The organism is Rhodopseudomonas sp. BR0G17 (genome assembly GCF_010907025.1).
GTDB lineage: Bacteria > Pseudomonadota > Alphaproteobacteria > Rhizobiales > Xanthobacteraceae > Rhodopseudomonas > Rhodopseudomonas palustris_H.
In genome coordinates this window covers 324,546-345,547 of the sequence record NZ_QUML01000002.1, presented here as the reverse complement: position 1 = coordinate 345,547, position 21,002 = coordinate 324,546, and the positions used below count along the sequence as shown (strand labels likewise).

At 66.8% G+C, this 21,002-nt stretch carries 18 protein-coding genes; 10 read left to right on the top strand and 8 right to left on the bottom strand.

Translation table 11 applies throughout. From position 1 onward, the window contains the following. Positions 1-24 precede the first annotated feature (24 nt). Positions 25-1,506, bottom strand: a complete 1,482-nt coding sequence (locus tag DY467_RS03680) for an amino acid permease (protein WP_164634071.1) — start codon at positions 1,504-1,506, stop codon at positions 25-27. A gap of 40 nt (positions 1,507-1,546) precedes the next feature. Then, a complete protein-coding gene (locus DY467_RS03675) occupies positions 1,547-2,182 on the bottom strand; it encodes a TetR/AcrR family transcriptional regulator (protein WP_349627606.1) in 636 nt (211 codons plus the stop codon). Positions 2,183-2,321: 139 nt separating this feature from the next. On the opposite strand from DY467_RS03675, the gene DY467_RS03670 reads away from it, so the two are divergent. After that, positions 2,322-3,989, top strand: a complete 1,668-nt coding sequence (locus tag DY467_RS03670; protein WP_164634070.1) for an isovaleryl-CoA dehydrogenase — start codon at positions 2,322-2,324, stop codon at positions 3,987-3,989. Positions 3,990-4,401: 412 nt separating this feature from the next. On the opposite strand, the gene DY467_RS03665 is transcribed toward DY467_RS03670, so the two are convergent. Both DY467_RS03665 and DY467_RS03660 read right to left on the bottom strand, forming a co-directional pair. Beyond that, a complete protein-coding gene (locus tag DY467_RS03665; RefSeq protein WP_107342791.1) occupies positions 4,402-5,742 on the bottom strand; it encodes a S41 family peptidase in 1,341 nt (446 codons plus the stop codon). Positions 5,743-5,905: 163 nt separating this feature from the next. Then, on the bottom strand, positions 5,906-8,707 hold the full coding sequence (locus DY467_RS03660; protein ID WP_164634069.1) for a [protein-PII] uridylyltransferase: 2,802 nt from the start codon (positions 8,705-8,707) through the stop codon (positions 5,906-5,908). 222 nt (positions 8,708-8,929) lie between these two features. Here DY467_RS03660 and argJ point away from each other — a divergent pair, with 222 nt between their 5' ends. Beyond that, on the top strand, positions 8,930-10,171 hold the full coding sequence (argJ, locus tag DY467_RS03655; protein WP_164634068.1) for a bifunctional glutamate N-acetyltransferase/amino-acid acetyltransferase ArgJ: 1,242 nt from the start codon (positions 8,930-8,932) through the stop codon (positions 10,169-10,171). Between the two features lie 184 nt (positions 10,172-10,355). Beyond that, the gene (locus DY467_RS03650; protein WP_011156162.1) at positions 10,356-10,757 is read left to right on the top strand and encodes a (deoxy)nucleoside triphosphate pyrophosphohydrolase; all 402 of its coding nucleotides are present in this window, start codon (positions 10,356-10,358) and stop codon (positions 10,755-10,757) included. Between the two features lie 98 nt (positions 10,758-10,855). On the opposite strand, the gene DY467_RS03645 is transcribed toward DY467_RS03650, so the two are convergent. After that, positions 10,856-11,686, bottom strand: a complete 831-nt coding sequence (locus DY467_RS03645; protein WP_164634067.1) for a methyltransferase domain-containing protein — start codon at positions 11,684-11,686, stop codon at positions 10,856-10,858. 26 nt (positions 11,687-11,712) lie between these two features. Further along, complete coding sequence (locus DY467_RS03640; protein ID WP_107342796.1) at positions 11,713-12,012, bottom strand: hypothetical protein; 300 nt, start codon at positions 12,010-12,012, stop codon at positions 11,713-11,715. A gap of 105 nt (positions 12,013-12,117) precedes the next feature. Between DY467_RS03640 and DY467_RS03635 the strand changes: the two genes are divergently transcribed. The 5 genes from DY467_RS03635 to DY467_RS03615 all read left to right on the top strand — a co-directional run bounded on the left by DY467_RS03635 (position 12,118) and on the right by DY467_RS03615 (position 15,166). Beyond that, entirely contained in the window at positions 12,118-12,933 is an 816-nt protein-coding gene (locus DY467_RS03635; RefSeq protein ID WP_164634066.1) for a ComF family protein, read from the top strand. A gap of 42 nt (positions 12,934-12,975) precedes the next feature. Further along, positions 12,976-13,251, top strand: a complete 276-nt coding sequence (grxC, locus tag DY467_RS03630) for a glutaredoxin 3 (RefSeq protein ID WP_107342798.1) — start codon at positions 12,976-12,978, stop codon at positions 13,249-13,251. Next, positions 13,248-14,123 (top strand): carbon-nitrogen hydrolase family protein, encoded by an 876-nt coding sequence (locus DY467_RS03625; protein ID WP_164634065.1) that lies wholly within the window; start codon positions 13,248-13,250, stop codon positions 14,121-14,123. Before grxC ends, DY467_RS03625 begins: the two co-directional genes overlap by 4 nt. After that, positions 14,120-14,614: a DUF1178 family protein gene (locus tag DY467_RS03620; protein ID WP_164634064.1), complete on the top strand. Its 495-nt coding sequence runs from the start codon at positions 14,120-14,122 to the stop codon at positions 14,612-14,614. Before DY467_RS03625 ends, DY467_RS03620 begins: the two co-directional genes overlap by 4 nt. Before the next feature lie 114 nt (positions 14,615-14,728). Then, positions 14,729-15,166 carry an EamA family transporter gene (locus DY467_RS03615; protein ID WP_164634063.1) on the top strand — a complete coding sequence of 146 codons (438 nt, stop codon included), beginning with the start codon at positions 14,729-14,731 and terminating at the stop codon, positions 15,164-15,166. Here the strand turns inward: DY467_RS03615 and DY467_RS03610 are convergent, their stop codons facing one another. Beyond that, on the bottom strand, positions 15,167-16,066 hold the full coding sequence (locus tag DY467_RS03610; protein WP_107342802.1) for an EamA family transporter: 900 nt from the start codon (positions 16,064-16,066) through the stop codon (positions 15,167-15,169). Positions 16,067-16,193: 127 nt separating this feature from the next. Continuing rightward, positions 16,194-16,955, bottom strand: a complete 762-nt coding sequence (gene ubiG, locus DY467_RS03605; RefSeq protein WP_164634062.1) for a bifunctional 2-polyprenyl-6-hydroxyphenol methylase/3-demethylubiquinol 3-O-methyltransferase UbiG — start codon at positions 16,953-16,955, stop codon at positions 16,194-16,196. 191 nt (positions 16,956-17,146) lie between these two features. Between ubiG and DY467_RS03600 the strand changes: the two genes are divergently transcribed. Together DY467_RS03600 and ptsP are read left to right on the top strand one after the other, a co-directional pair. After that, a complete protein-coding gene (locus DY467_RS03600) occupies positions 17,147-18,400 on the top strand; it encodes an aspartate kinase (RefSeq protein ID WP_107342803.1) in 1,254 nt (417 codons plus the stop codon). A gap of 332 nt (positions 18,401-18,732) precedes the next feature. After that, the gene (gene ptsP, locus DY467_RS03595) at positions 18,733-21,000 is read left to right on the top strand and encodes a phosphoenolpyruvate--protein phosphotransferase (protein WP_107342804.1); all 2,268 of its coding nucleotides are present in this window, start codon (positions 18,733-18,735) and stop codon (positions 20,998-21,000) included. The last annotated feature ends 2 nt before the right edge of the window (positions 21,001-21,002 follow it).

Genomic DNA, 21,002 nt, shown 5'->3' with positions numbered 1-21,002 from the left:
TGGCCGTTGTCCGCCGAGCCTAGTCTAGCGCCCCGCGGGCTTGCTGTGATGACGGCCGTACAGGAAGTAGATCGCAAGGCCGATCGCCAGCCACACCCCGAGCCGTATCCAGGTATCGAGCGGCAGGCCGAGCATCAGCACAAACGACACGATCGCGCCGGCCGGCGCCACCAGCCAGATCGCCGGCGCCCTGAACGGGCGGTGCTGCTCCGGGTGCTTGATCCGCAGCACCAGCACGCCGACGCAGACCACCGCGAACGCGAATAGAGTGCCGATGCTGACCAGCTCGCCGACCAGTCCGATCGGCAGCACCCCGGCAAGGCCGGCGATGATCAGGCCGGTGCCGATGGTGGCGACATGCGGGGTGCGGAAGCGTGGGTGGGTGGCGGCGGCCGCCTTCGGCATCAGGCCATCATGCGCCATCGCGCGCAGCACGCGGGTTTGGCCGAGCAGCAGCAACAGGACCACCGAGGTCAGTCCGGTGACGACGCCGATCTTGACGATCGAAGACAGCCAGCCGATCCCGGCGGCGTCGATCCCGACCGCGATCGGATCGGGCACGTTGAGCCGGTCATAGGGCACGATCCCGGTCAGCACGAACGCCACCGAGACGTACAGCACGGTGCAGATCGCCAGCGAGCCGAGGATGCCGAGCGGCATGTCGCGTTGCGGGTTCTTGGCCTCCTGCGCGGCAGTCGAGACCGCGTCGAAACCGATGAAGGCGAAGAACACCACCGCGGCGCCGCGCAGCACACCCGACCAGCCGAAGACGCCATTCTCCTGCGCCGGCGGAATGAACGCGCCGTCCGGATTGGCCGCCGTCACCCAGTTGGCCGGCGTCACCATCGGAGCGGCGAAGATCAGAAACAGCGCGATCACCGTGAGCTTGATGCAGACGATGACGTTGTTGAACCGCGCCGATTCCTGGATGCCGATCACCAGCAGCGTCGAGATCGCCAGGATGATCGCCATCGCCGGCAGGTTGAGAATCGCCCCGGTGGTCGACCAGGCGTGGGTGGCTGCGTCATAGGCCAGCGGTGCCGTCGTGAACTGCGCCGGCAGGTGGATGCCGAAATTGCCGAGCAGGCTGACGAAGTAACCGGACCAGCCGATCGCCACCGTGGTGGCGCCGACGGCGTATTCCAGGATCAGGTCCCAGCCGATGATCCAGGCCACGAGCTCGCCGATCGTCGCATACGCATAGGTGTAGGCGCTGCCCGACACCGGCACGGTCGAAGCCATCTCGGCGTAGCACAGCCCGGCGAAGGCGCAGGCGACCGCGCCGAGCACGAACGACAGCGAGACGGCCGGTCCGGCATTGGCCGCGGCGGCATGGCCGGTGAGCACGAAGATGCCGGCGCCGATAATGCCGCCGACCCCAAGCGCGACCAGATTGACCGCCGACAGCGACCGCTTCAGGTGGCGCACCTCGCCGTCGCCGCTGTCCCCGGCCGCAGCCTCGATTTGCAGGCTGCTCAGCGATTTACGCGTCCAGATGTCGGCCACTCTCGAATCCCCGTTCCCCTGCGGCGGAACCCGCTCGATCTCAAGCGCGGCGACGGCCGCCGGGTTCCATTGCTCCGGCGCTTGCCTCTGGCGGCACCATTCCCGCCAGACAGCCGAGCGCCGCCCGCACCAGCTGGTGGCGGTACACCGCAAAATCGGCGGGCGGCATGCCCCGGATCAAAGCGTGGGCGAACATTCCGTACATCAGGCTGAAAACCGGCAACGCCGCTTCGGCGGCGGAGCGGCCGGGTGGCCAGTCGGAGGCGCCTTCGAGCAACGCCTCCCATTCCTTCAGGAACAGGTCGTAGGCGTCGAGATAGTGGCTGCGCTCGCTCTTGTGCCGCTCCAGCATGAAATGCTGCATCCATTCGCGCGGCGCCTGCGCATAAATTTCGGCCTGCGCCGTGATCGCCGCCGTGACGCCGGTGGCAAGATCATAGCTGCCGAGCGCGGTGCGCCGGCGGCGCAGCGCCAGCAGCAGATCCTTGGTCCGCAGATGCACGCAGGCGCGCGCCAGCTCATCCTTGCTGGAGAAATATTCGTAGAAGGTGCCGAGCCCGACGCCGGCCACCAGCACGATCTCGCGGATCGTGACTTCGGAGAACGGCTTTTCGTCGAGAAGCCGAACAAATGCGTCGCGGATCGCCCGCGAGGTTTCGTGCGAGCGCGGCTGCACCGGCCTTCGCCGTGATTTTGCTGGGGTTTCCGCGCGCTTCGCCATCCAGGCCCAATCCGAACACCTGCCCGATGCGGGTTGCCTATGATGCCTGCCGAACCATCGCAAGCGCCAGAGGCGCCGCTCCGGGAGGACCTGAATGCTCAACGCCGCCATTGCCGACAGCTACGGCGCCGTCACCCACGAGGTGATCAACCAGCCGGTCGAACTCGCCGACTACAATCTGTTCACCGCCGACCGGCCGCTGGTCGAGGCGGTGACGCGCGAGGGCGCCGAATGGGCCGCCAACGACATTGCCGATTTCGGCGCCCGAATCGGCACAGCCGAGTATCTCGAACTCGGCGCGCTGGCGAACCGCCATCTGCCGGAATTCGACACCCATGATCGCTACGGCCGCCGCACCGATTTGGTGCGCTTCCACCCCGCCTATCACCGGCTGATGCAGACTTCGATCGAGAACGGGCTGCACGCCTCGCCGTGGACCGATCCACGCAAGGGTGCGCATGTCGCCCGCGCGGCGCGGTTCTACCTGCACAGCCAGATCGAGGCCGGCCACGGCTGCCCGATCAGTATGACGTTCGCGGCGGTGCCGTGCATCAGCCTGCAGCCCGACGTCGCCAAGCAGTGGCTGCCGAAGATCCTGGCGCGCAGCTACGACGCACGGAATGTTCCGGCCGATCAGAAGCAGGGCATCACCATCGGCATGGCGATGACCGAAAAGCAGGGCGGTTCGGACGTCCGCGCCAACACCACCCGGGCGATCCCGGTCGGCGCCGGCGGGCCCGGCGGTGAATACGAGCTGGTCGGTCACAAGTTCTTCGTCTCGGCACCGATGTGCGATGCCTTCCTGGTGCTGGCTCAGGCACCGGGCGGGCTGTCGTGTTTTTTGGTGCCGCGCTGGAAGCCGGACGGAGCCAAGAACCCGCTGCAGGTGCTGCGGCTGAAGAAGAAGATGGGCAATGCCTCGAACGCCTCGAGCGAGACCGAACTGCGCGGCGCGCTCGGCTGGATGATCGGGCCGGAAGGCCGCGGCGTTGCCACCATCATCGAGATGGTGGCGATGACCCGGTTCGATTGCATGATCGGCTCGTCGGCGATCATGCGGGCGGCACTGTCGCAGGCGATCGACCATTGCCGGCAGCGCAAGGCTTTCGGTCGGCTGCTGATCGAGCAGCCAATCATGCAGAACGTGCTGGCGGATCTGGCGCTCGAGACCGAAGCGGCGCTGGCGCTGACGATGCGGATCGCCCGCGCGCTCGACCACCGTGGCGACGAGCAGCAGGCGCATCTGATCCGGATCGGTTCAGCGATCGGCAAATACTGGATCTGCAAGCGCACGCCCGGTCTCACCGCTGAGGCGATGGAGTGCATCGGCGGCTCCGGCGTGATGGAAGATGGGCCGATGCCGCGTCACTTCCGCGAAAGCCCGGTCAACGCGATCTGGGAAGGCTCCGGCAACGTGCAATGTCTCGACGTGCTGCGGGCAATGACCCGTACGCCTGAAACGCTGCAGGCGTATTTCGCCGAGGTCGAGCAGGCCAAGGGCGCCGATGTGGCGTTCGATCGTCACATCGGCGCTTTGAAGGATGACATGCGCGATGCTTCGGACTTCGAGGAGCGCGCCCGCGATCTGGTCGATCGCCTCGCGGTCGGGCTGCAGGCCAGCGTGCTGATCCGGCATGCGCCGGAAGAGGTCGCCGAAGCGTACTGCGCCTCACGGCTGGCGCAGCGCGGTGCCCATCACTACGGCGCGCTGCCGAAGGGCATGAACTTCGCCGCGATTATCGACCGCGCCCGGCCGCGGTGAATTGTCGGTGGAAACGAGAGCGGAGGTCGTCCGCCGCTCTCGTTCCCAAGGGCACTGAGTCCTCAGCCCGAGAGCCTGACCGGAAATGCGGACAGCAAATTCAAAGGCTTTCGCAAGCCGTTCAATTGACGATTAGTTCGTCATGGTCGGACTTATCCCGGCCATCCACGCGCCTTTCTTGCTGCTTTCGCTGCAAGCCGTGGATGCCCGGCACGAGGCCGGGCATGACGGGTTGCAACGAAAGCGCTTGATGTCATTGCCCGGATTTCCTGTCGGGCTGTGAGGAGCCCGGCGAAGCCGGGCGTCTCGAAGGGTGAGGCCAACGCGCCGCCCGCCGCCCATGGTTCGAGACGGCGCTACGCGCCTCTTCGCCATAGGGGTGTACGGGTGGTTCCGCTCGGGGCGCCGGTCGTTACTTCGGCGCGCCGTCCTTCTTCAGGACCAACGCCAGCGCGGCGTTGAGCTGGGCGTCTTCGGGCTTGCCGATCAGGTCGGCCTTGATCGGCGCCGAGGTCGCGGACTTGGTCTTGTCGTCGGTCGGCTCGCCGATCTTCGGCGTGGTCGGTGCGGGCGTAGCGTCCGACTTACTGAGTTTGCCCGGATTGGCGATCGCGCCGTGCAGCGCGCTCTCGCGGATCAGCGGGCCACCGCTGATCTGTTGATCCTTCGGCGCCTCTTCGATCACGTCCGGCACGATGCCTTCGTCCTGAATCGAGCGGCCGGCCGGCGTGTAGTAAAGCGCCGTGGTCAGCCGCACCGCGCCGTGGCCCTTGATCGGGATCACGGTCTGCACCGAACCCTTGCCGAAGCTGGTGGTGCCCATCACGGTGGCGCGCTTGCGGTCCTGTAAGGCGCCGGCAACGATCTCCGATGCCGAGGCCGAGGCGCCGTTGATCAGCACCACGATCGGTACGCCCGGCAGCTTGTCGCCCTTCGACGGAGCCGAGAACACCCGCTGATCATCGGCCTGGCGGCCGCGGATCGACACCACAGTGCCGCCGTCGAGCAGATCGCCGGCAACCGAGACCGCAGCGTTGAGCAGTCCGCCCGGGTCGTTGCGCAGGTCAATCACCAGGCCCTTGAGACCATCGTTTTTGGCGTCGCTCTTCAGCTTGGCGAGTGCAGCGGTGAAGCCGTCGGCAGTGTCGCCGCCGAACTGGCTGATGCGGATATAGCCGACGCCGTCCGGCTTCATCTCCGACTTCACCGACGCGACCTTGATGATTTCGCGGGTCAGCGTGACGTCGAACGGCTCGTCCTTGCCGCGCATGATGGTGATGGTGACCTTGGTGCCCGGCACGCCGCGCAGCATGTCGACGACGTTGCGCAGGCTCATGCCCTGGGTGGTGGCGGCGCCGACCTTGATAATCAGGTCACCCGGCTCGAGCTTGGCGCGCGCCGCCGGGGTGCCGTCGATCGGCGACACGATCCGCGGAATCCCGCCCTGGGCGGTGATCTGCATGCCGAGGCCGCCGAACTGGCCCGACATGTCGGTCTGCATGTCCTTGAATTCCTTCTCGTCCATGTAGTCCGAGTGCGGATCGAGCCGGTTCAGCATGCCCTTCAGGGCATCCTTGGTCAGTTCGTCCGAGGGGATCGGATGGACGTAGGCGCGCTGCACCAGCTGGATGACGCCGCCGATCAGGTCGAGGTCGGCCGGGGCGGTCTGCTCGCGCTGCAGGGCGAGCGCGGACACAACAGGAACCGCGACGACGCCGAGGACGGCAAGCGAGCGGACGACGATTTTGCGCATGGGCGAACTCATGTGAAGGGGCGGAAAACGGCCGCCGTGGGGGCGTTGCGGAACCAGAACCGACCGCGGTCGCCATCGGTTCCCGTGAAAGGGGCACCAGCGCCCGGATAGGACGCCTGATCAGATACGTGCGAAGCGGGCGTGATCAAGGCGCCCGACGCGGTTAGGCCGCCGGCTTTTCGGCGGCATCGCCGTTGGCGAGCAGATGCACCAGCGCCCGCTTGATCGCCGCCTGGCGGGTCGGGGCGGTGATCTGGGCACCTAACAGATCGGTCACGTAGAACACGTCGCGGGCGCGCTCGCCGAAAGTGGCGACATGCGCCGAGGCGATGTTGAGGTTGAGCTTCGAGATGGCCGTGGTGAGCTGGTACAGCAGGCCGGGGCGGTCGAGGCCGCTGACCTCGATCACGGTGTAGCGGTCCGACCAGTTGTTGTTGATCTCGACCTCGGGCTCGACCACGAAGGCGCGCAGCTTGGCCTTGCTGCCGCTGGTCGCGCGGCGGGCGACCGCTTCGGGCAGCCGCAGCTTGCCTTCCAGCACCTCTTCGATGGTCTCGCCGATACGGGTGGCGCGGCGGCCCTCGTCCTCGTCGCGGTCGTATTCGCGGCTGATCGAGATGGTGTCGAGCGCGCGGCCGTCGGTGGTGGTGTAGATCTGGGCGTCGACGATGTTGGCGCCGGCGCTGGCGCAGGCACCGGCGATCACCGACAGCAGCCACGGATGGTCGACCGCCAGGATCGTCAGCTCGGTGACGGCGCGGGCTTCGTCGAAGCCGACATTGATCGCCAGCTTGTGGCCGGCCTGTTCGGAGGCGCGCAGGAAGCGAGCGTGGCGGATCTTGCGCTGCAGATCGACCTTGAGCCAGTAGGCCGGATAGTGCCGCGCCACATAGGCGTTGAGGTCGGCCTCCGGCCATTCGGTGAAGGCGGCGCGGAATTCGGCCTGTGCGGCGCGGATGCGCTCCGCGCGGTTCACTTCCGAGAAGCCGCCGGTCAGCACCGGCTCGGTCTCGTAGTACAAGGTCCGGATCAGCTGCGCTTTCCAACCGTTCCACACCCCAGGACCGACGCCGCGGATGTCGGCGGTGGTCAGGATGGTGAGCATCTTCATCTGCTCGACGGTCTCGACCACCGCGGCGAAGTTCTCGATGGTCTTGCGGTCCGACAGGTCGCGCGACTGCGCCACCGTGGACATCACCAGATGCTGCTCGATCAGCCACGCCACCAGTTCGGTGTCGGCGGCGCTGAAGCCGAACCGCGGGCACAGCCGCCGCGCCACCTTGGCGCCCGCGGTGGAGTGATCCTCGGGCTGGCCCTTGGCGATGTCGTGCAGTAGCACGGCGACGTAAAGCACGGCGCGATGATCCGGTCGGATCTTGCGCATCAGTTCGGACGACAGCGCGAACTCATCGTTCCCGCCGCGCTCGATCTCCTGCAGATTGCCGACGCAGCGGATCAGATGCTCGTCCACAGTGTAGCTGTGATACATGTTGAACTGCATCATCGACACGATGCGGCCAAAGGCGCGGATGAAACGCCCGAGCACGCCGGTCTCGTTCATCCGCCGCAGTACCGGCTCGGCGTTGTCGGAGGTCAGGATCTCGACGAACAGCTGGTTGGCTTCGGGATTGTCGCGCAGCTGCGGGGTGATCAGCGACAGCGACCGCGTCACCGTGCGCATCGCGTCCGGGTGGAACGCGAGATTGTTCTTCTGCGCCAGCCGGAAGATCCGGATCAGATTGACCGGATCGTGCTTGAACACGTCCGGCACCGCCAGATTGATACGGTTGTTGTCGATGACGAAGTCGTCGCTCTCCGGCACCCGGCGGCGCTTGGCGGCAGGCCGCAGCCGCGCCATCATCCGGGTCAGCGCCGGCGCTGCCTTGGCCTGCTGATCCTCCAGCTTGGCGCACAGGATTGCGGTGAGGTTGCCGACTTCCTTGGCGATCAGGAAGTAGTGCTTCATGAAGCGCTCGACGTCCTGCATCCCCGGATGCGAGGTGTAGCCGAGCCGCACGCCGATCTCGCGCTGCAGATCGAACGACAGCCGGTCTTCGGCGCGCTTGGTCACGAAGTGAATGTTGCAGCGGACCGACCACAGGAAGTCTTCGCAGCGGCGGAAGGTCCGGAGCTCGGCCGGATCGAACACGCCGCGTTCGGACAGTTCGCTGGGCTCGCGCACCCGGTAGACGTATTTGGCGATCCAGAACAGCGTGTGCAGATCGCGCAGGCCGCCCTTGCCGTCCTTGACGTTGGGCTCGACCAAATAGCGCGACTGGCCGGAGCGGCGGTGGCGCTCCTCGCGCTCGGCGAGCTTGGCGGCGACGAATTCGGCCGCGGTGCCCTCGACCACGTCCTTGTCGAAACGCTCGACCAGCTCGGCATATAGCGCCTCGTCGCCGGCCAGAAATCGCGTCTCCAGTATGGCGGTGCGGATCGTCATGTCGGCGCGCGCCTGGCGGATGCACTCGTCGACCGAGCGGGTGGCGTGGCCGACCTTCAGGCCGATGTCCCACAGGCAGTACAGGATGACTTCGGCGACCTGCTCGCCCCAGGCGGTCTGCTTGTAGGGCAGGATGAACAGCAGATCGATGTCGCTCTCCGGCGCCATCAGGCCGCGGCCGTAGCCGCCGGTCGCCACCACCGTCATCCGCTCAGAACTCGACGGCGTCGGGGTATTGTAGAGGTATTCAGTTGCGGCGTTGAATAGCAGCCGGATAATCGCGTCCTGGACGTAGCACAGCCGCTCGGCGCAGCGCCGGCCATGACGGTCGCGCAGCAATTGCGCCTCGGCTTCGGAGCGGGCTTTGGCCAGCTCGGCCTTCATCAGCATCGCCAGCGCGGTGCGGAACATGCCGTCGTTGCCGGCGTGCTTCTCGGCGAGCGTGGCGATCTCGGCGGCGACCCGGGCGCTGTCGAAGCGCTCGTCGGCGGCGGGGCGGGCAGGTGAAACGACTTTGTCCATGGCTATTTCCGGATATCGGACGGCAACGCTGCTGTCACGGAATTCCGCCCGAGGGTAACTGCGGAGGCGAGCTCGGCCCAGCCAGCATAGGCGCCCGCAACGGATTGTGACGATGGGATTTTCGTCAGTTTTCGCGAATTCTCCTTCTCATCGTCGCGAGCTTGTGAGAGAGGGGAACGCCGCTCCCGCGCCGGCGGGGGTACAACCTGCCGAAAGCGCACGATGTCCAGCAAAGTCTCCCCGCTCGCCCCCACCGATGTCCCCGCCATGCCGATGATCGCCGGCGTGCGCCTCGCGACTGCCGCGGCCGGCATCCGCTACAAGGGCCGCACCGACGTGCTGCTGGTCGAGATGGAGAAGGGCACCACGGTCGCCGGCGTGTTCACCACCTCAAAATGCGCCTCCGCGCCGGTCGAATGGTGCCGCGATAGGCTGAAGGGCGGCGGCGCCCGGGCGCTGGTGGTCAATTCCGGCAACGCCAACGCCTTCACCGGCAAGACCGGCAAAAAGGCGACCGCGCTGACCGCGCAGCTTGCCGCTAAGGCGATCGGCTGCAAGCCGGCTGAAGTGTTCCTGGCCTCGACCGGCGTGATCGGCGAGCCGCTCGACGCCACTAAGTTCGACGGCGTGCTCGACGCGATGGCGCTCGACGCCGGCCCCGACGGCTGGATGGACGCCGCCAAGGCGATCATGACCACCGACACCTTCCCGAAGGTGGCGACCGCCACCGTCAAGCTCGGCAAGGCCAAGGTGACGATCAACGGCATGGCCAAGGGCGCCGGCATGATCGCGCCCGACATGGCGACGATGCTGTCGTTCATCTTCACCGATGCGCCGCTGTCGGCGTCCTGCCTGCAGGCGCTGCTCAAGGCCGGCGTCACCGACACCTTCAACGCGGTGACGATCGACGGCGATACCTCGACCTCCGATACGCTGCTGGCTTTCGCCACCGGTGCGGCCGCCGAGAATGGCGCGCCGAAGATTTCGCGCGCCTCGGACCCGCGGCTGAAGGCGTTCGTCAAGGCGTTCAACGCTGTGCTGGCCGATCTCGCCGAACAGGTGGCGCGCGACGGTGAAGGCGCCCGCAAGCTGGTCGAGATCATCGTCGAAGGCGCCAAGACCAAGGTCTCGGCCCGCAAGATCGCGCTGTCGATCGCCAATTCGCCGCTGGTGAAGACCGCGATCGCCGGCGAAGACGCCAATTGGGGTCGGGTGGTGATGGCAGTCGGCAAGGCCGGCGAGCCGGCCGATCGCGACAAGCTGTCGATCTCGTTCAACGGCATCCGTGTGGCGAAAGCCGGCGCGCGTGATCCGTCCTACAACGAGAAGGAAGTCTCGGCCGAGATGAAGAAGCCGGTCATTCAGATCAAGGTCGCCCTCGGCCTCGGCAAAGGCCGCGACCGCGTCCTGACCTGCGACCTCACCAAGGAATACGTCGCGATCAACGGCGACTATCGGTCGTGAGTTTGGTTGTGAGTAGCACGGCCCTATTTCTTTGTAGGCCGTCATCGCCCGCGCAGGCGGGCGATCCAGTACGCCGTGCCGCTCGTTACTTACCCGCGGCGCTCTGGGATACTGGGTGCCCCGCCTTCGCGGGGCATGACGGCGGTGGTGTTGCGGGCGATGTGCCCTGCATCGGGGGCGCCGCATGAACCTCCTCCTCGTCGTCGCCGTCGCGCTGATCGATGCCGATAATCGCGTGCTGATCGCGCAGCGGCCGAAGCACAAGCAGCTCGGCGGTCTGTGGGAGTTTCCCGGCGGCAAGCTCGATCCCGGCGAGCGGCCGGAGGCGGCGCTGATCCGCGAGCTCGACGAGGAGCTCGGCATCACCGTGAAGGAAGCCTGCCTGGCGCCGCTGACCTTCGCCAGCCACGCCTACGAGGACTTTCACCTGCTGATGCCGCTGTATGTCTGCCGGCGCTGGGAAGGCCTGGCGATGCCGCGCGAGGGCCAGGAGCTCGCCTGGGTTCGGGCCAATAAACTCCGCGACTACCCGATGCCGCCGGCGGACCTGCCGCTGATCCCGCCGCTGATCGAATTGCTGATGTAAGCCGCCGGCTCTCGTCATTGCGAGCGAAGCGAAGCAATCCAGCACAGTGCACGGAGCTGGATTGCTTCGTCGCGGCGCTCCTCGCAATGACGGTGGAACTACTTCGGCTGACTGCCCTTCACCGCCTCTTCCAAACTCACCTTCGCCGAGCCCGGCTTCAGCGGCTGCTGTTGGCTTTCGTGCGGGGACCAGCCGGACAGCCAGACGATCTCGAAGGTGGCGCGGATGCGGCCGTCGGGGTCGCTGAAGCGGTCGGCGTAGATCTGGGCCATCCGTCCCAGCGTGGCGCGGCGCAGCGGCGTCCGGCGGCGCTCGATCAGCACGTTGGTGGCACCCATCCGCCGCAGATCTTGCATCAACGCGAAGGCGTGGTCGTAGCGCACCACGACGCGGTCGACGTCGGTCACCGGCAGTGCGAAGCCGGCGCGTTGTAAGAGTGCGCCGAGGTCGCGCAGGTCTGCGGCCGGCGCGACGCGCGGCGACACCCCGCCTTCGATCTCGGCCTCGGCGGCCGCGAAGGCCTGGCGCAGTTCGGTCAGCGTATCGCCGCCGGTCAGCGCCGCGAGCAGCAGGCCGTCCGGCTTGAGCGCGCGGCGGAGCTGCGCCAGCACCCCGGGCAGGTCGTTGGCGAATTGCAGCGCCAGCGCCGAGACCACCAGGTCGAGCGATCCCGGCGCGAACGGCAGGGCTTCGGTGCCGGACGGGTCGACTGCCAGATGCGCGAGCGTGGGAAATCGCTGCAGCTTCAGCCAGCCGGGCGTCCAGAGGTCGGCGACGTTGGTGAAGTCGCGCAGCACGGCGTGCAGCCGCTCGTCCATCTCGTCGGCGACGCGGTCGAGTAGGAAAGGCACCGGGCCGAGCGCGGCGGCACGCTGCAGCCGCGCCGCGAGCAGCCGGCGATCGAACAGGATCGGCGTGGAATCAGACATCGCAGGTCAAATCGTTCGCGCTGCGATCAGTTCAGCTTGGAGGCCGCGGCCGGGCTCTGCTGTGAGGCCTCGAACATTTTCAGCACCGCATCCAGTGCGTTGCGCAAATGCTGCGCGCCGGCCTGGCTGCAGCGCAGCCGGGCGGTGGTGACGAACTTCACCTCGACCGTCCCGTCGGCGAGCGGGTTCAGGGTGCGTGCCGCAAGCTCGACCTCGACGCCATTGGCGATCACCCCGTGCGCCGGGGCGATGTCGAAATACACATGCGGCGCGGTCGGAATATCCAGATAGGTGACGTCGGCAGGCTTGTCGGTGGGCTCGGACACGGCGATCTCCCGGAGAAGGACTGGCGGTGTTGTGCGCTTTTTTCCGGCCCGGCACTACAAGGTTCTGCCGCTTGACGGTTGCGTGGGTGGCGTTAGCCTCGCGTCATGCGTGTGGGCGCCATCAATCGGGCTGGCGTGCGGGGGCTGGGCGGCTTTGCAGCCGCTGCCAGCAGTTTGCGGCGGATCTGGACTCGTGCGGCGCAGGCGGCGCTCGATCTGGCGCTGCCGACGCTGTGCGTCGCTTGCCGCGAGCCAGTCGCAGGCGAGGGCGTCTGTGCGCAGTGCTGGTCGCAGCTGTCCTTCATTGCCCCGCCGTATTGCGAAAAGCTGGGCATCCCGTTCGTCTATGATCCCGGCCCCGGCATGCTGTCGATGCAGGCGATCGCCGCTCCGCCGGCCTATAGTCGTGCCCGCGCCGCCGTCCGTTACGACGAAGTCGCCAAGGCGCTGGTCCATGGCTTGAAGTTCCATGACCGCACCGATCTGGCGCCGACCATGGGACGATGGATGGCCCGCGCCGGGCAGCCGCTGCTGTCCGACGCCGATCTGCTGGTGCCGGTGCCGCTGCATTGGCGCCGCGGTTTCTCGCGTCGCTACAATCAGTCCGGCGCGCTGGCGCAGGTGATCGGCCGGCAGGCCAAGCTCCCGGTCGCCGTCGAGGCGCTGCAGCGGGTTCGGCCGACCGCGCACCAGATCGGGCTGTCGCGCAGCGAGCGCGCCGCCAATGTGCAGGGCGCCTTCAAGGTTCCGAAGCATCGCAAGCCCGAGATCCAGGGGCGGCGGATCGTGCTGGTCGACGATGTGCTCACCTCCGGTGCCACCGTTGACGCTTGCGCCCGCGCGCTGCTCCGGGCGAGGGCGGCCTCGGTCGACGTGCTGGTCTTCGCGCGGGTTGTCGATACGCTGAAATCCCCCATATAATCCGCTCCTTGCGCCCATCCTCGGCAACCCAACGGAGCCTGAATGCCCGCAGCGATCGAGATCTTCACCCGCCCCGGCTGCGGCTATTGCAGCGCCGCCAAGTCGCTCCTCAACCGCAAGAAGGCGGCCTTCACCGAGTATGACGTTGCGGTCGATCCGGGCTTCCGGGTGAAGATGGACGAGCGCGCCGGCCCCGGCGCCACCTATCCGCAGATCTTCATCGGCGACCTTCACGTCGGCGGCTGTGATGACCTCTATGCGCTCGACCGTGAGGGCAAGCTCGACGCGCTGCTCGCCGGCGAGAAGGCGGCGTCATGACCGACGCGGTGCCGTTCAATGCCGCCCTGGTGCAGATGCGCAGCGGCCTCACCCCCGAGCCCAATCTCGAGCAGGGCATCCGGCTGATCCGCGAGGCGGTGAAGGCCGGCGCCGACTACGTGCTCACCCCCGAGGTGAGCAACATGATGCAGCTCAACCGCGAAGCGCTGTTCGCCCAGCTTGCCGAGCAGGACGACGATCTCTCGCTGAAGGCGTATCGCGACCTGGCGCGCGAACTGAACATCCATCTGCACATCGGCTCGCTGGCGCTGCGGGCCTCGCCGGAGCGTGCGGTCAACCGCTCGTTCCTGATCGGCCCGGACGGTGCGATCCTGGCAAGCTATGACAAGATCCATATGTTCGACATCGATCTCGGCAATGGCGAGAGTTACCGGGAGTCGGCGAACTACCAGCCCGGCGAGACCGCGGTGATCTCGGACCTGCCCTGGGGCCGGATCGGCCTGACGATCTGCTACGACGTGCGTTTCCCAGCGTTGTACCGCGCGCTGGCCGAATCCGGCGCATCGTTCCTGGCGGTGCCGGCGGCGTTCACCAAGCCGACCGGGGAGGCGCATTGGCACGTGCTGCTGCGCGCCCGCGCCATCGAGAACGGCTGCTTCGTCTTTGCCGCGGCGCAAGGCGGTTTGCACGAGAACAAGCGCGAGACGTTCGGCCACTCGCTGATCATCGATCCGTGGGGCAAGGTGCTGGCCGAAGGCGGCATCGAGCCCGGCTTCATCATGACGCGGATCGATCCGGCCGAGGTGACCAAAGCACGCGGCAAGATTCCGTCGCTGCAGCACGGCCGGCGCTTCACCGTCGCCGACGCGAACGCCGGCCCCGGCCACCTGCATCTGGTCCGGCAGTCATGATCCGCTACAGCCTGCGCTGCGACAAAGGCCACGTGTTCGAGAGCTGGTTTCAGAGCTCGTCGGCCTATGAGTCCCAGGTTCGGCGCAAGCTGGTGAGCTGCCCGCAATGCGATTCGGTCAAGGTCGAAAAGGCGATCATGGCGCCGCAGATCGTCGGCAAGAAAGGTCGCGGCCGCGCGCCTGAGCCGGCCGCCGCCGAACCCGCCGCGAGCAATCTTCCGGCCGAGACGACTTCTGCTGATGCGCCGACGCCGTTGTTGATGGCGCAGGAGCGCGAGCTGCGCGCCAAGCTGAAGGAGTTGCGCGACCACATCGTCAAGACCGCCGACAATGTCGGCGAGCGCTTCCCCGAGCAGGCGCGCGCGATGCATTACGGCGATATCGAACACCGCCCGATCTACGGCGAGGCTTCGCCGGCCGAGGCCAAGGCGCTGATCGACGAAGGCATCGAGGTGGCGCCGCTGCCGGTGCTGCCGGACGACCGGAATTGATGTCTAGGCTTTAGCGAGCCGAATGTTCTCTTTTGCATTCTGGCTCGCGCTTCGCGCGCCCCGGAACGACGAATGAGAGACTTGGACGCCAAGTAGTTCGCTGGAGACGCCGCTGTGAACCCCGATACCCTGCTCTCCTGGCAATTCTGGGCGGTGCTGTCGGCGGTGTTTGCGGCGTTGACGGCGATCTTCGCTAAGGTCGGCGTGGCCGACATCAACTCGGATCTCGCCACTTTCATCCGTACCGTGGTGGTGCTGGTGGCGCTCGGCGGGCTGCTGGCAGCGACCGGCAAGCTCGTCGCGGATGGGCCGATCAGCGCCAAGACCTGGACGTTCCTGATCCTGTCAGGGCTGTGCACCGGCGCGTCATGGCTGTGCTACTTCCGGGCGCTCAAGCTCGGCCCGGCCAGCCTGGTGGCGCCGATCGACAAGCTCAGCGTGGTGCTGGTGGTGCTGTTCAGCGTGCTGTTTCTCGGGGAGCGGCCGTCCGGCACCGAGTGGATCGGGATCGCGCTGATCGCCGCCGGCGCCGTAATCATCGCGCTGAAGTAATCACACCGCGACCAGCAGCCCGACGCCGAGCACGATCAGGATGATGCCGAGAATCTCCCGTAGCGCCACCGGCTGCTTGAACGAGTAGTAGGCCACGGCTTGCGCGAACAGCACCTCGATCAGCGCCAGGGTGCGGACATTGGCGGCGGCGGTGAGCGCAAATGCCAGGAACCAGAACTGCGAGGCCGCGGCGCCGACGAAGCCGGCCAGCATCGACGGCCGCCACAGCCGCAGGATGTCGCGCAGCACCTGCGGCGCCCGCGCCAGCAGGTAGATGGTCAGCACCAGCGTCTGCACCCCGAGGCCGAACACCAGGGTGAAGGTCGCGGCGGTGACGAAAGTCACGTCCGGCACCACGATGATCGCGCCGCGAAACCCGACCGCCGACAGCGCAAAGGCGGCGGCGGCGCTCAGCCCGAGCAAGGTCGGCCGCAGGCTGACGAGGCCGCGGGCCGCGCCCGGTCGCAGCGCCGTAACCACGACGCCGACCGTCGCGATCAGGATCGCCACCACCTTCCACAGGTTCAGGTGATCGCCGAGAAACACGAAGCCGAAAATCGCGGTCTGGATCGCTTCGGTCTTCAGATATGCGGTGGTGACCACGAACGAGCGCTCGTTCATTGCGGCCAGCATCATGCCGGTGGCTGCGATCTGCGACAGCGCGCCGAGCAGCAGCCATGGCCAGAAATCGAGGCCGGGCCACGGTATCGCGTCGCCGGTCGCCCAGATCACGCCGGCAAAGAACAGCAGCGAGAACGGGAAGCCGAACAGGAACCGGATATTGGTGGCGCCCCAGGTGCCGAGCGGCCCGGTCAGCGAGCGCTGCATCGCGTTGCGCGCGACCTGGCCGAGCGCAGCGACGAGCGTGAAGGGGATCCAGAGCGAAGCGACGGTGAACATGGCGTTGGCGGCAGGAGGGACGCTGCAGCCTCGGCGATCCGGTCCGCAGCGGTCAACCGGACCCGGATCATGCCTGCATTGCGAGGACTTTCGCGCGCCGGAGGGGGCAGCGCGCGGTCGTCCAGAACTACGGCGCCGCTTCGGCCACCATCATGTAGTTCACGTCCATGTCGGGCGACAGCTTCCAGCGGTCGGCGAGCGGATTGAACACCAGGCCGGACTGCTCGGTGACGGTGAGCTTCAGCCGGTTGAGGTGCTTCTCGAGTTCGGCGGGGGTAACAAACTTGTCCCACTGATGGGTGCCGCGCGGCAGCCAGCGCATCACATATTCGGCGCCGACGATGGCGAGCGCAAAGCTCTTCCAGTTCCGGTTGAGCGTTGCCACCACCATGATGCCGGTCGGCTTCATCAGCGCGGCGCAGCGCGACAGGAACGCGCCGACGTCGGTGACGTGCTCGATCACTTCCATCGCCAGCACGATGTCGAACCGTTCACGCGGGTCGATTTCCTCGACCATGACGTTGCGGTAGTCGATCGCCAGATGCGACTTGTCGGCGTGCAGCTTGGCGGCCGCGATATTGGTGGCGGAGGGGTCGATTCCGATCACCTGGGCGCCCAGCCGGGTGAACGGCTCGCACAACAGGCCGGCGCCGCAGCCGATGTCCAGCATCCGCAAGCCCTCTAGGCAGCTCAGGCTCTTGGCATTGCGCTCGAATTTCCGGCAGGCGGCATCGCGGATGAAGCTGATCCGCAGCGGGTTAATCCGGTGCAGCGGCGCCATCCGCCCCGTGGGGTCCCACCACTCGGCCGACAATTTGGAGAATTTCGCGATCTCGGCCGGATCGACGGTCGAGGCCGGCTGGCCGGGGGACTCGGGTTGCAGTGCCATGGGGTGCGCGATGCTCCTCAATGTCCGTACCTGTCGCCCGGCACGCGGCCGGAGCGGGTTGCGCCTGTTCCGCGGCCGCAATGCCCTTGCTTGCCCGAAACCGCGACGCTGTGTATACGCGCCACGCGGCTCCCGCCTGGCGGATTCCGCGCCATCAATACTCGTTGTCTCCAAGGATTGCACTATTCGTCATGGGCCGGCTGGTGATGAAATTCGGCGGCACGTCCGTCGCCAATATCGAGCGCATCCAGAACGTCGCGCGCCATGTCAAACGCGAGGTCGACGCTGGCCATGAGGTCGCCGTGGTGGTGTCGGCGATGTCCGGCAAGACCAACGAGCTGGTGGCCTGGTGCACCGAAGCCTCGCCGTTGCACGACGCGCGTGAATACGACGCGGTGGTGGCGTCCGGCGAGCAGGTGACGTCAGGTCTTCTTGCGATTGCCCTGCAGTCGCTCGGCATTCAGGCGCGGTCCTGGCAGGGCTGGCAGATCCCGATCTTGACCAGCGACGCCCACGCTTCGGCGCGGATCGTCGGGATCGACGGCAGCGAAATCATCAAGCGCTTTTCCGAGCGCAAGGAAGTGGCGGTGATCGCCGGTTTCCAGGGCATCCATGCCGAAACCGGCCGGATCACCACGCTCGGCCGCGGCGGCTCCGACACCTCGGCGGTGGCAATCGCGGCGGCGCTGAAGGCGGACCGCTGCGACATCTACACCGACGTCGACGGCGTCTACACAACCGACCCGCGGGTGGTGCCGAAGGCGCGCCGGCTCGACAAGGTGTCGTTCGAAGAGATGCTGGAATTGGCCTCGCTCGGCGCCAAGGTGCTGCAGGTCCGCTCGGTCGAGCTCGGCATGGTCCACAACATGCCGATCTTCGTCCGCTCCAGTTTCGACAAGCCCGAAGATATCGATCCGCACGGCACGCCGCCGGGCACGCTGATCAGCAGCGAGGAGAATTCCATGGAGAACCACGTCGTCACCGGCATCGCCTTTTCCAAGGACGAGGCGCAGATCTCTGTGCGCCGGATCGAGGACAAGCCGGGCGTGGCGGCGTCGATCTTCGGTCCCCTGGCCGACGCCAATATCAACGTCGACATGATCGTCCAGAACGTCTCCGAGGACGGCAAGACCACCGATCTGACCTTCACGGTGCCGGCCGCCGACTTCGCCCGTGCCAAGCAGACCATCACCTCGGCGCAGGACAAGATCGGTTACGCCCGCTTCGACAGCGAGACCGACGTCGCCAAGGTGTCGGTGATCGGCTCGGGCATGCGCAGCCATGCCGGCGTCGCGGCCCAGGCGTTCGCTGCGCTCGCGGCCCGCAACATCAACATCCGCGCCATCACCACCTCCGAGATCAAGTTCTCGGTGCTGATCGACGCCGCCTACACCGAGCTGGCGGTGCGGACGCTGCATACGCTCTATGGTCTGGATCAAGTTTAGAACAATTTTTCGGTGATTTGAGAGAGCCGCCGGGCCCGATGTTGCGTCCGCTGGCAGGCGTTTTGCTTGGCAAATCAAGCGTCAATTCGCTATACGGCCTGAGCGGCGCGGCGCGCTGACAGGTCGGCTGGCTAAGCCGGTTTTGTTGCGTTGCGAAGGTTCGGCGGCGGTGTCCGCAACCGAACCAGCTGCGGGTTCGTGTTCGAGTTCGGACACGCGCTGTGGACACACGCGCGGGGCCGGGAGAACGCCGGACGAGGATTGTTTTTGGAGCTTTTCTGCTGGCGCGGCGTCGCGCGGGCAGGCAAGGCTCGCAGAGGAGATTGCGGCACATGCGGAGCACGTCGGGTGGCCCCCGCGTCTTGCTGAGACGGCTCCGCGAAACCATGGCGGAGCAAGTCTCCGCGCAGGAACGCCTCGACAAGATCGTGGTGCTGATCGCGGCCAACATGGTCGCCGAAGTGTGCTCGGTCTATGTGCTGCGGATCGACAACACCCTCGAGCTGTACGCCACCGAAGGTCTGAACCGCGAGGCGGTGCACCAGACCGTGCTGAACGCCCACGAAGGTCTGGTTGGTCTCGTCGCCTCCGAAGCGACCCCGCTGAACCTGTCGGATGCGCAGAGCCATCCGGCGTTCTCGTTCCGCCCGGAAACCGGCGAAGAAATCTACCACTCGTTCCTCGGCGTGCCGATCCTGCGCGCGGGCAACACCCTCGGCGTGCTGGTGGTGCAGAACCGCGCCAAGCGCACCTATGTCGAGGAAGAGGTCGAGGCGCTGCAGACCACCGCGATGGTGCTGGCCGAGATGATCGCCTCCGGCGAATTGTCGGCGCTGGCCCAGCCCGGTGCGGAGCCGGCGGCGCGGCACTCGATCCACAAGACCGGCGCGGTGCTGTCGGACGGCATCGCGCTCGGCCATGTGGTGCTGCACGAGCCGCGCGTCGTCATCACCAATTACATCGCCGAAGACCTGCCGAAGGAAATCAAGCGGCTCGACGCGGCGCTCGCCAAGCTGCGCTCCGATCTCGACCGGATGCTGGAGCGGGGGGATTTCGCCGAGGGCGGCGAGCATCGCGACGTGCTCGAAGCCTACCGGATGTTCGCCAACGACCATGGCTGGTCGCACAAGCTGCACGAGGCGGTCGCCACCGGCCTCACCGCCGAAGCAGCCGTCGAACGCGTGCAGTCGGACACCCGGGCGCGGATGCTGCGCTCGACCGATCCTTACTTGCGCGACCGGCTGCATGATCTGGAAGACCTCGGCCACCGTCTGATGCGCCAGCTCGTCGGGCAGGACCACGCGCCGTCGCGCGAGCAATTGCCCGACAACGCCATCCTGATCGCGCGGTCGATGGGCCCGGCGGCGCTGCTCGATTACGACCGCAAGCGGCTGCGCGGTCTGGTTCTGGAAGAAGGCACTGCCAACTCGCACGTCTCGATCGTGGCGCGCGCCCTCGGCATTGCGGCGATCGGCGAGGTGCCGAACGCGCCGGGCATCGCCGATCCGGGCGACGCGATCATCGTCGATGCCACCTCTGGCTCGATCTATGTCCGCCCGTCGGCCGAAATCGAAGCCGCCTATGCGGAGCGGGTGCGCTTCCGCGCCCGGCGGCAGGCGCAGTATTCGGCGCTGCGCGATCTGCCGTGCGCCACCAAGGACGGCCAGCCGATCGATCTGATGATCAACGCGGGCCTGACCATCGATCTGCCGCACATCGAAGACACCGGCTCGTCGGGCATCGGCCTGTTCCGCACCGAGCTGCAGTTCATGGTCGGCCAGAGCCTGCCGCGCTCGTCCGATCAGCTCGCGCTGTATCGCGCCGTGCTCGACGCCGCCGGCACCAAGCCGGTGACCTTCCGCACCCTCGACATCGGCGGCGACAAGGCGCTGCCCTACATGGAGACGGTGGTCGAGGAAAATCCGGCGCTGGGCTGGCGCGCGATCCGGCTCGGACTCGACCGGCCCGGCCTGCTGCGCAGCCAGATCCGGGCGATGCTGCGCGCCGCCGCCGGTCGTTATCTGCGGGTGATGTTCCCGATGATCTCGGAGGTGGCCGAGTTCGATGCCGCCAAGAGCATCATCGAGCGCGAACTGACCTATCTGCGCCAGCACGGCCACACTTTGCCGGAGCGCGTCGACGTCGGCACCATGCTGGAAGTGCCGGCGCTGTTGTATCAGCTCGACGAGCTGTTCAAGCGCGCCGACTTCGTCTCGGTCGGCTCCAACGACCTGTTCCAGTTCTTGTTCGCGGTCGATCGCGGCAACTCGAAAGTGTCGGAGCGGTTCGACACGCTGTCGGCGCCGATCCTGCGGGCGCTGCGCGACATCGTCCGCAAAGCCCGGGCGGCGAAGCGGTCGCTGTCGCTGTGCGGCGAGATGGCGTCGCAACCGCTGGCGGCGCTGGCGCTGATCGCGATCGGCTACCGCTCGCTGTCGGTGTCGGCACTGGCGCACGGTCCGGTGAAGGCGATGATCCTCGGCCTCGACCTCGCCAAGGCTGAGGCGATGATCGGACCGCTGCTCGACGCGCCGGCCGGCAGCGTCTCGATTCGCGACAAGCTGATCGAATTCGCCGAAGCGCATCAGCTCGCCTTGTAGCG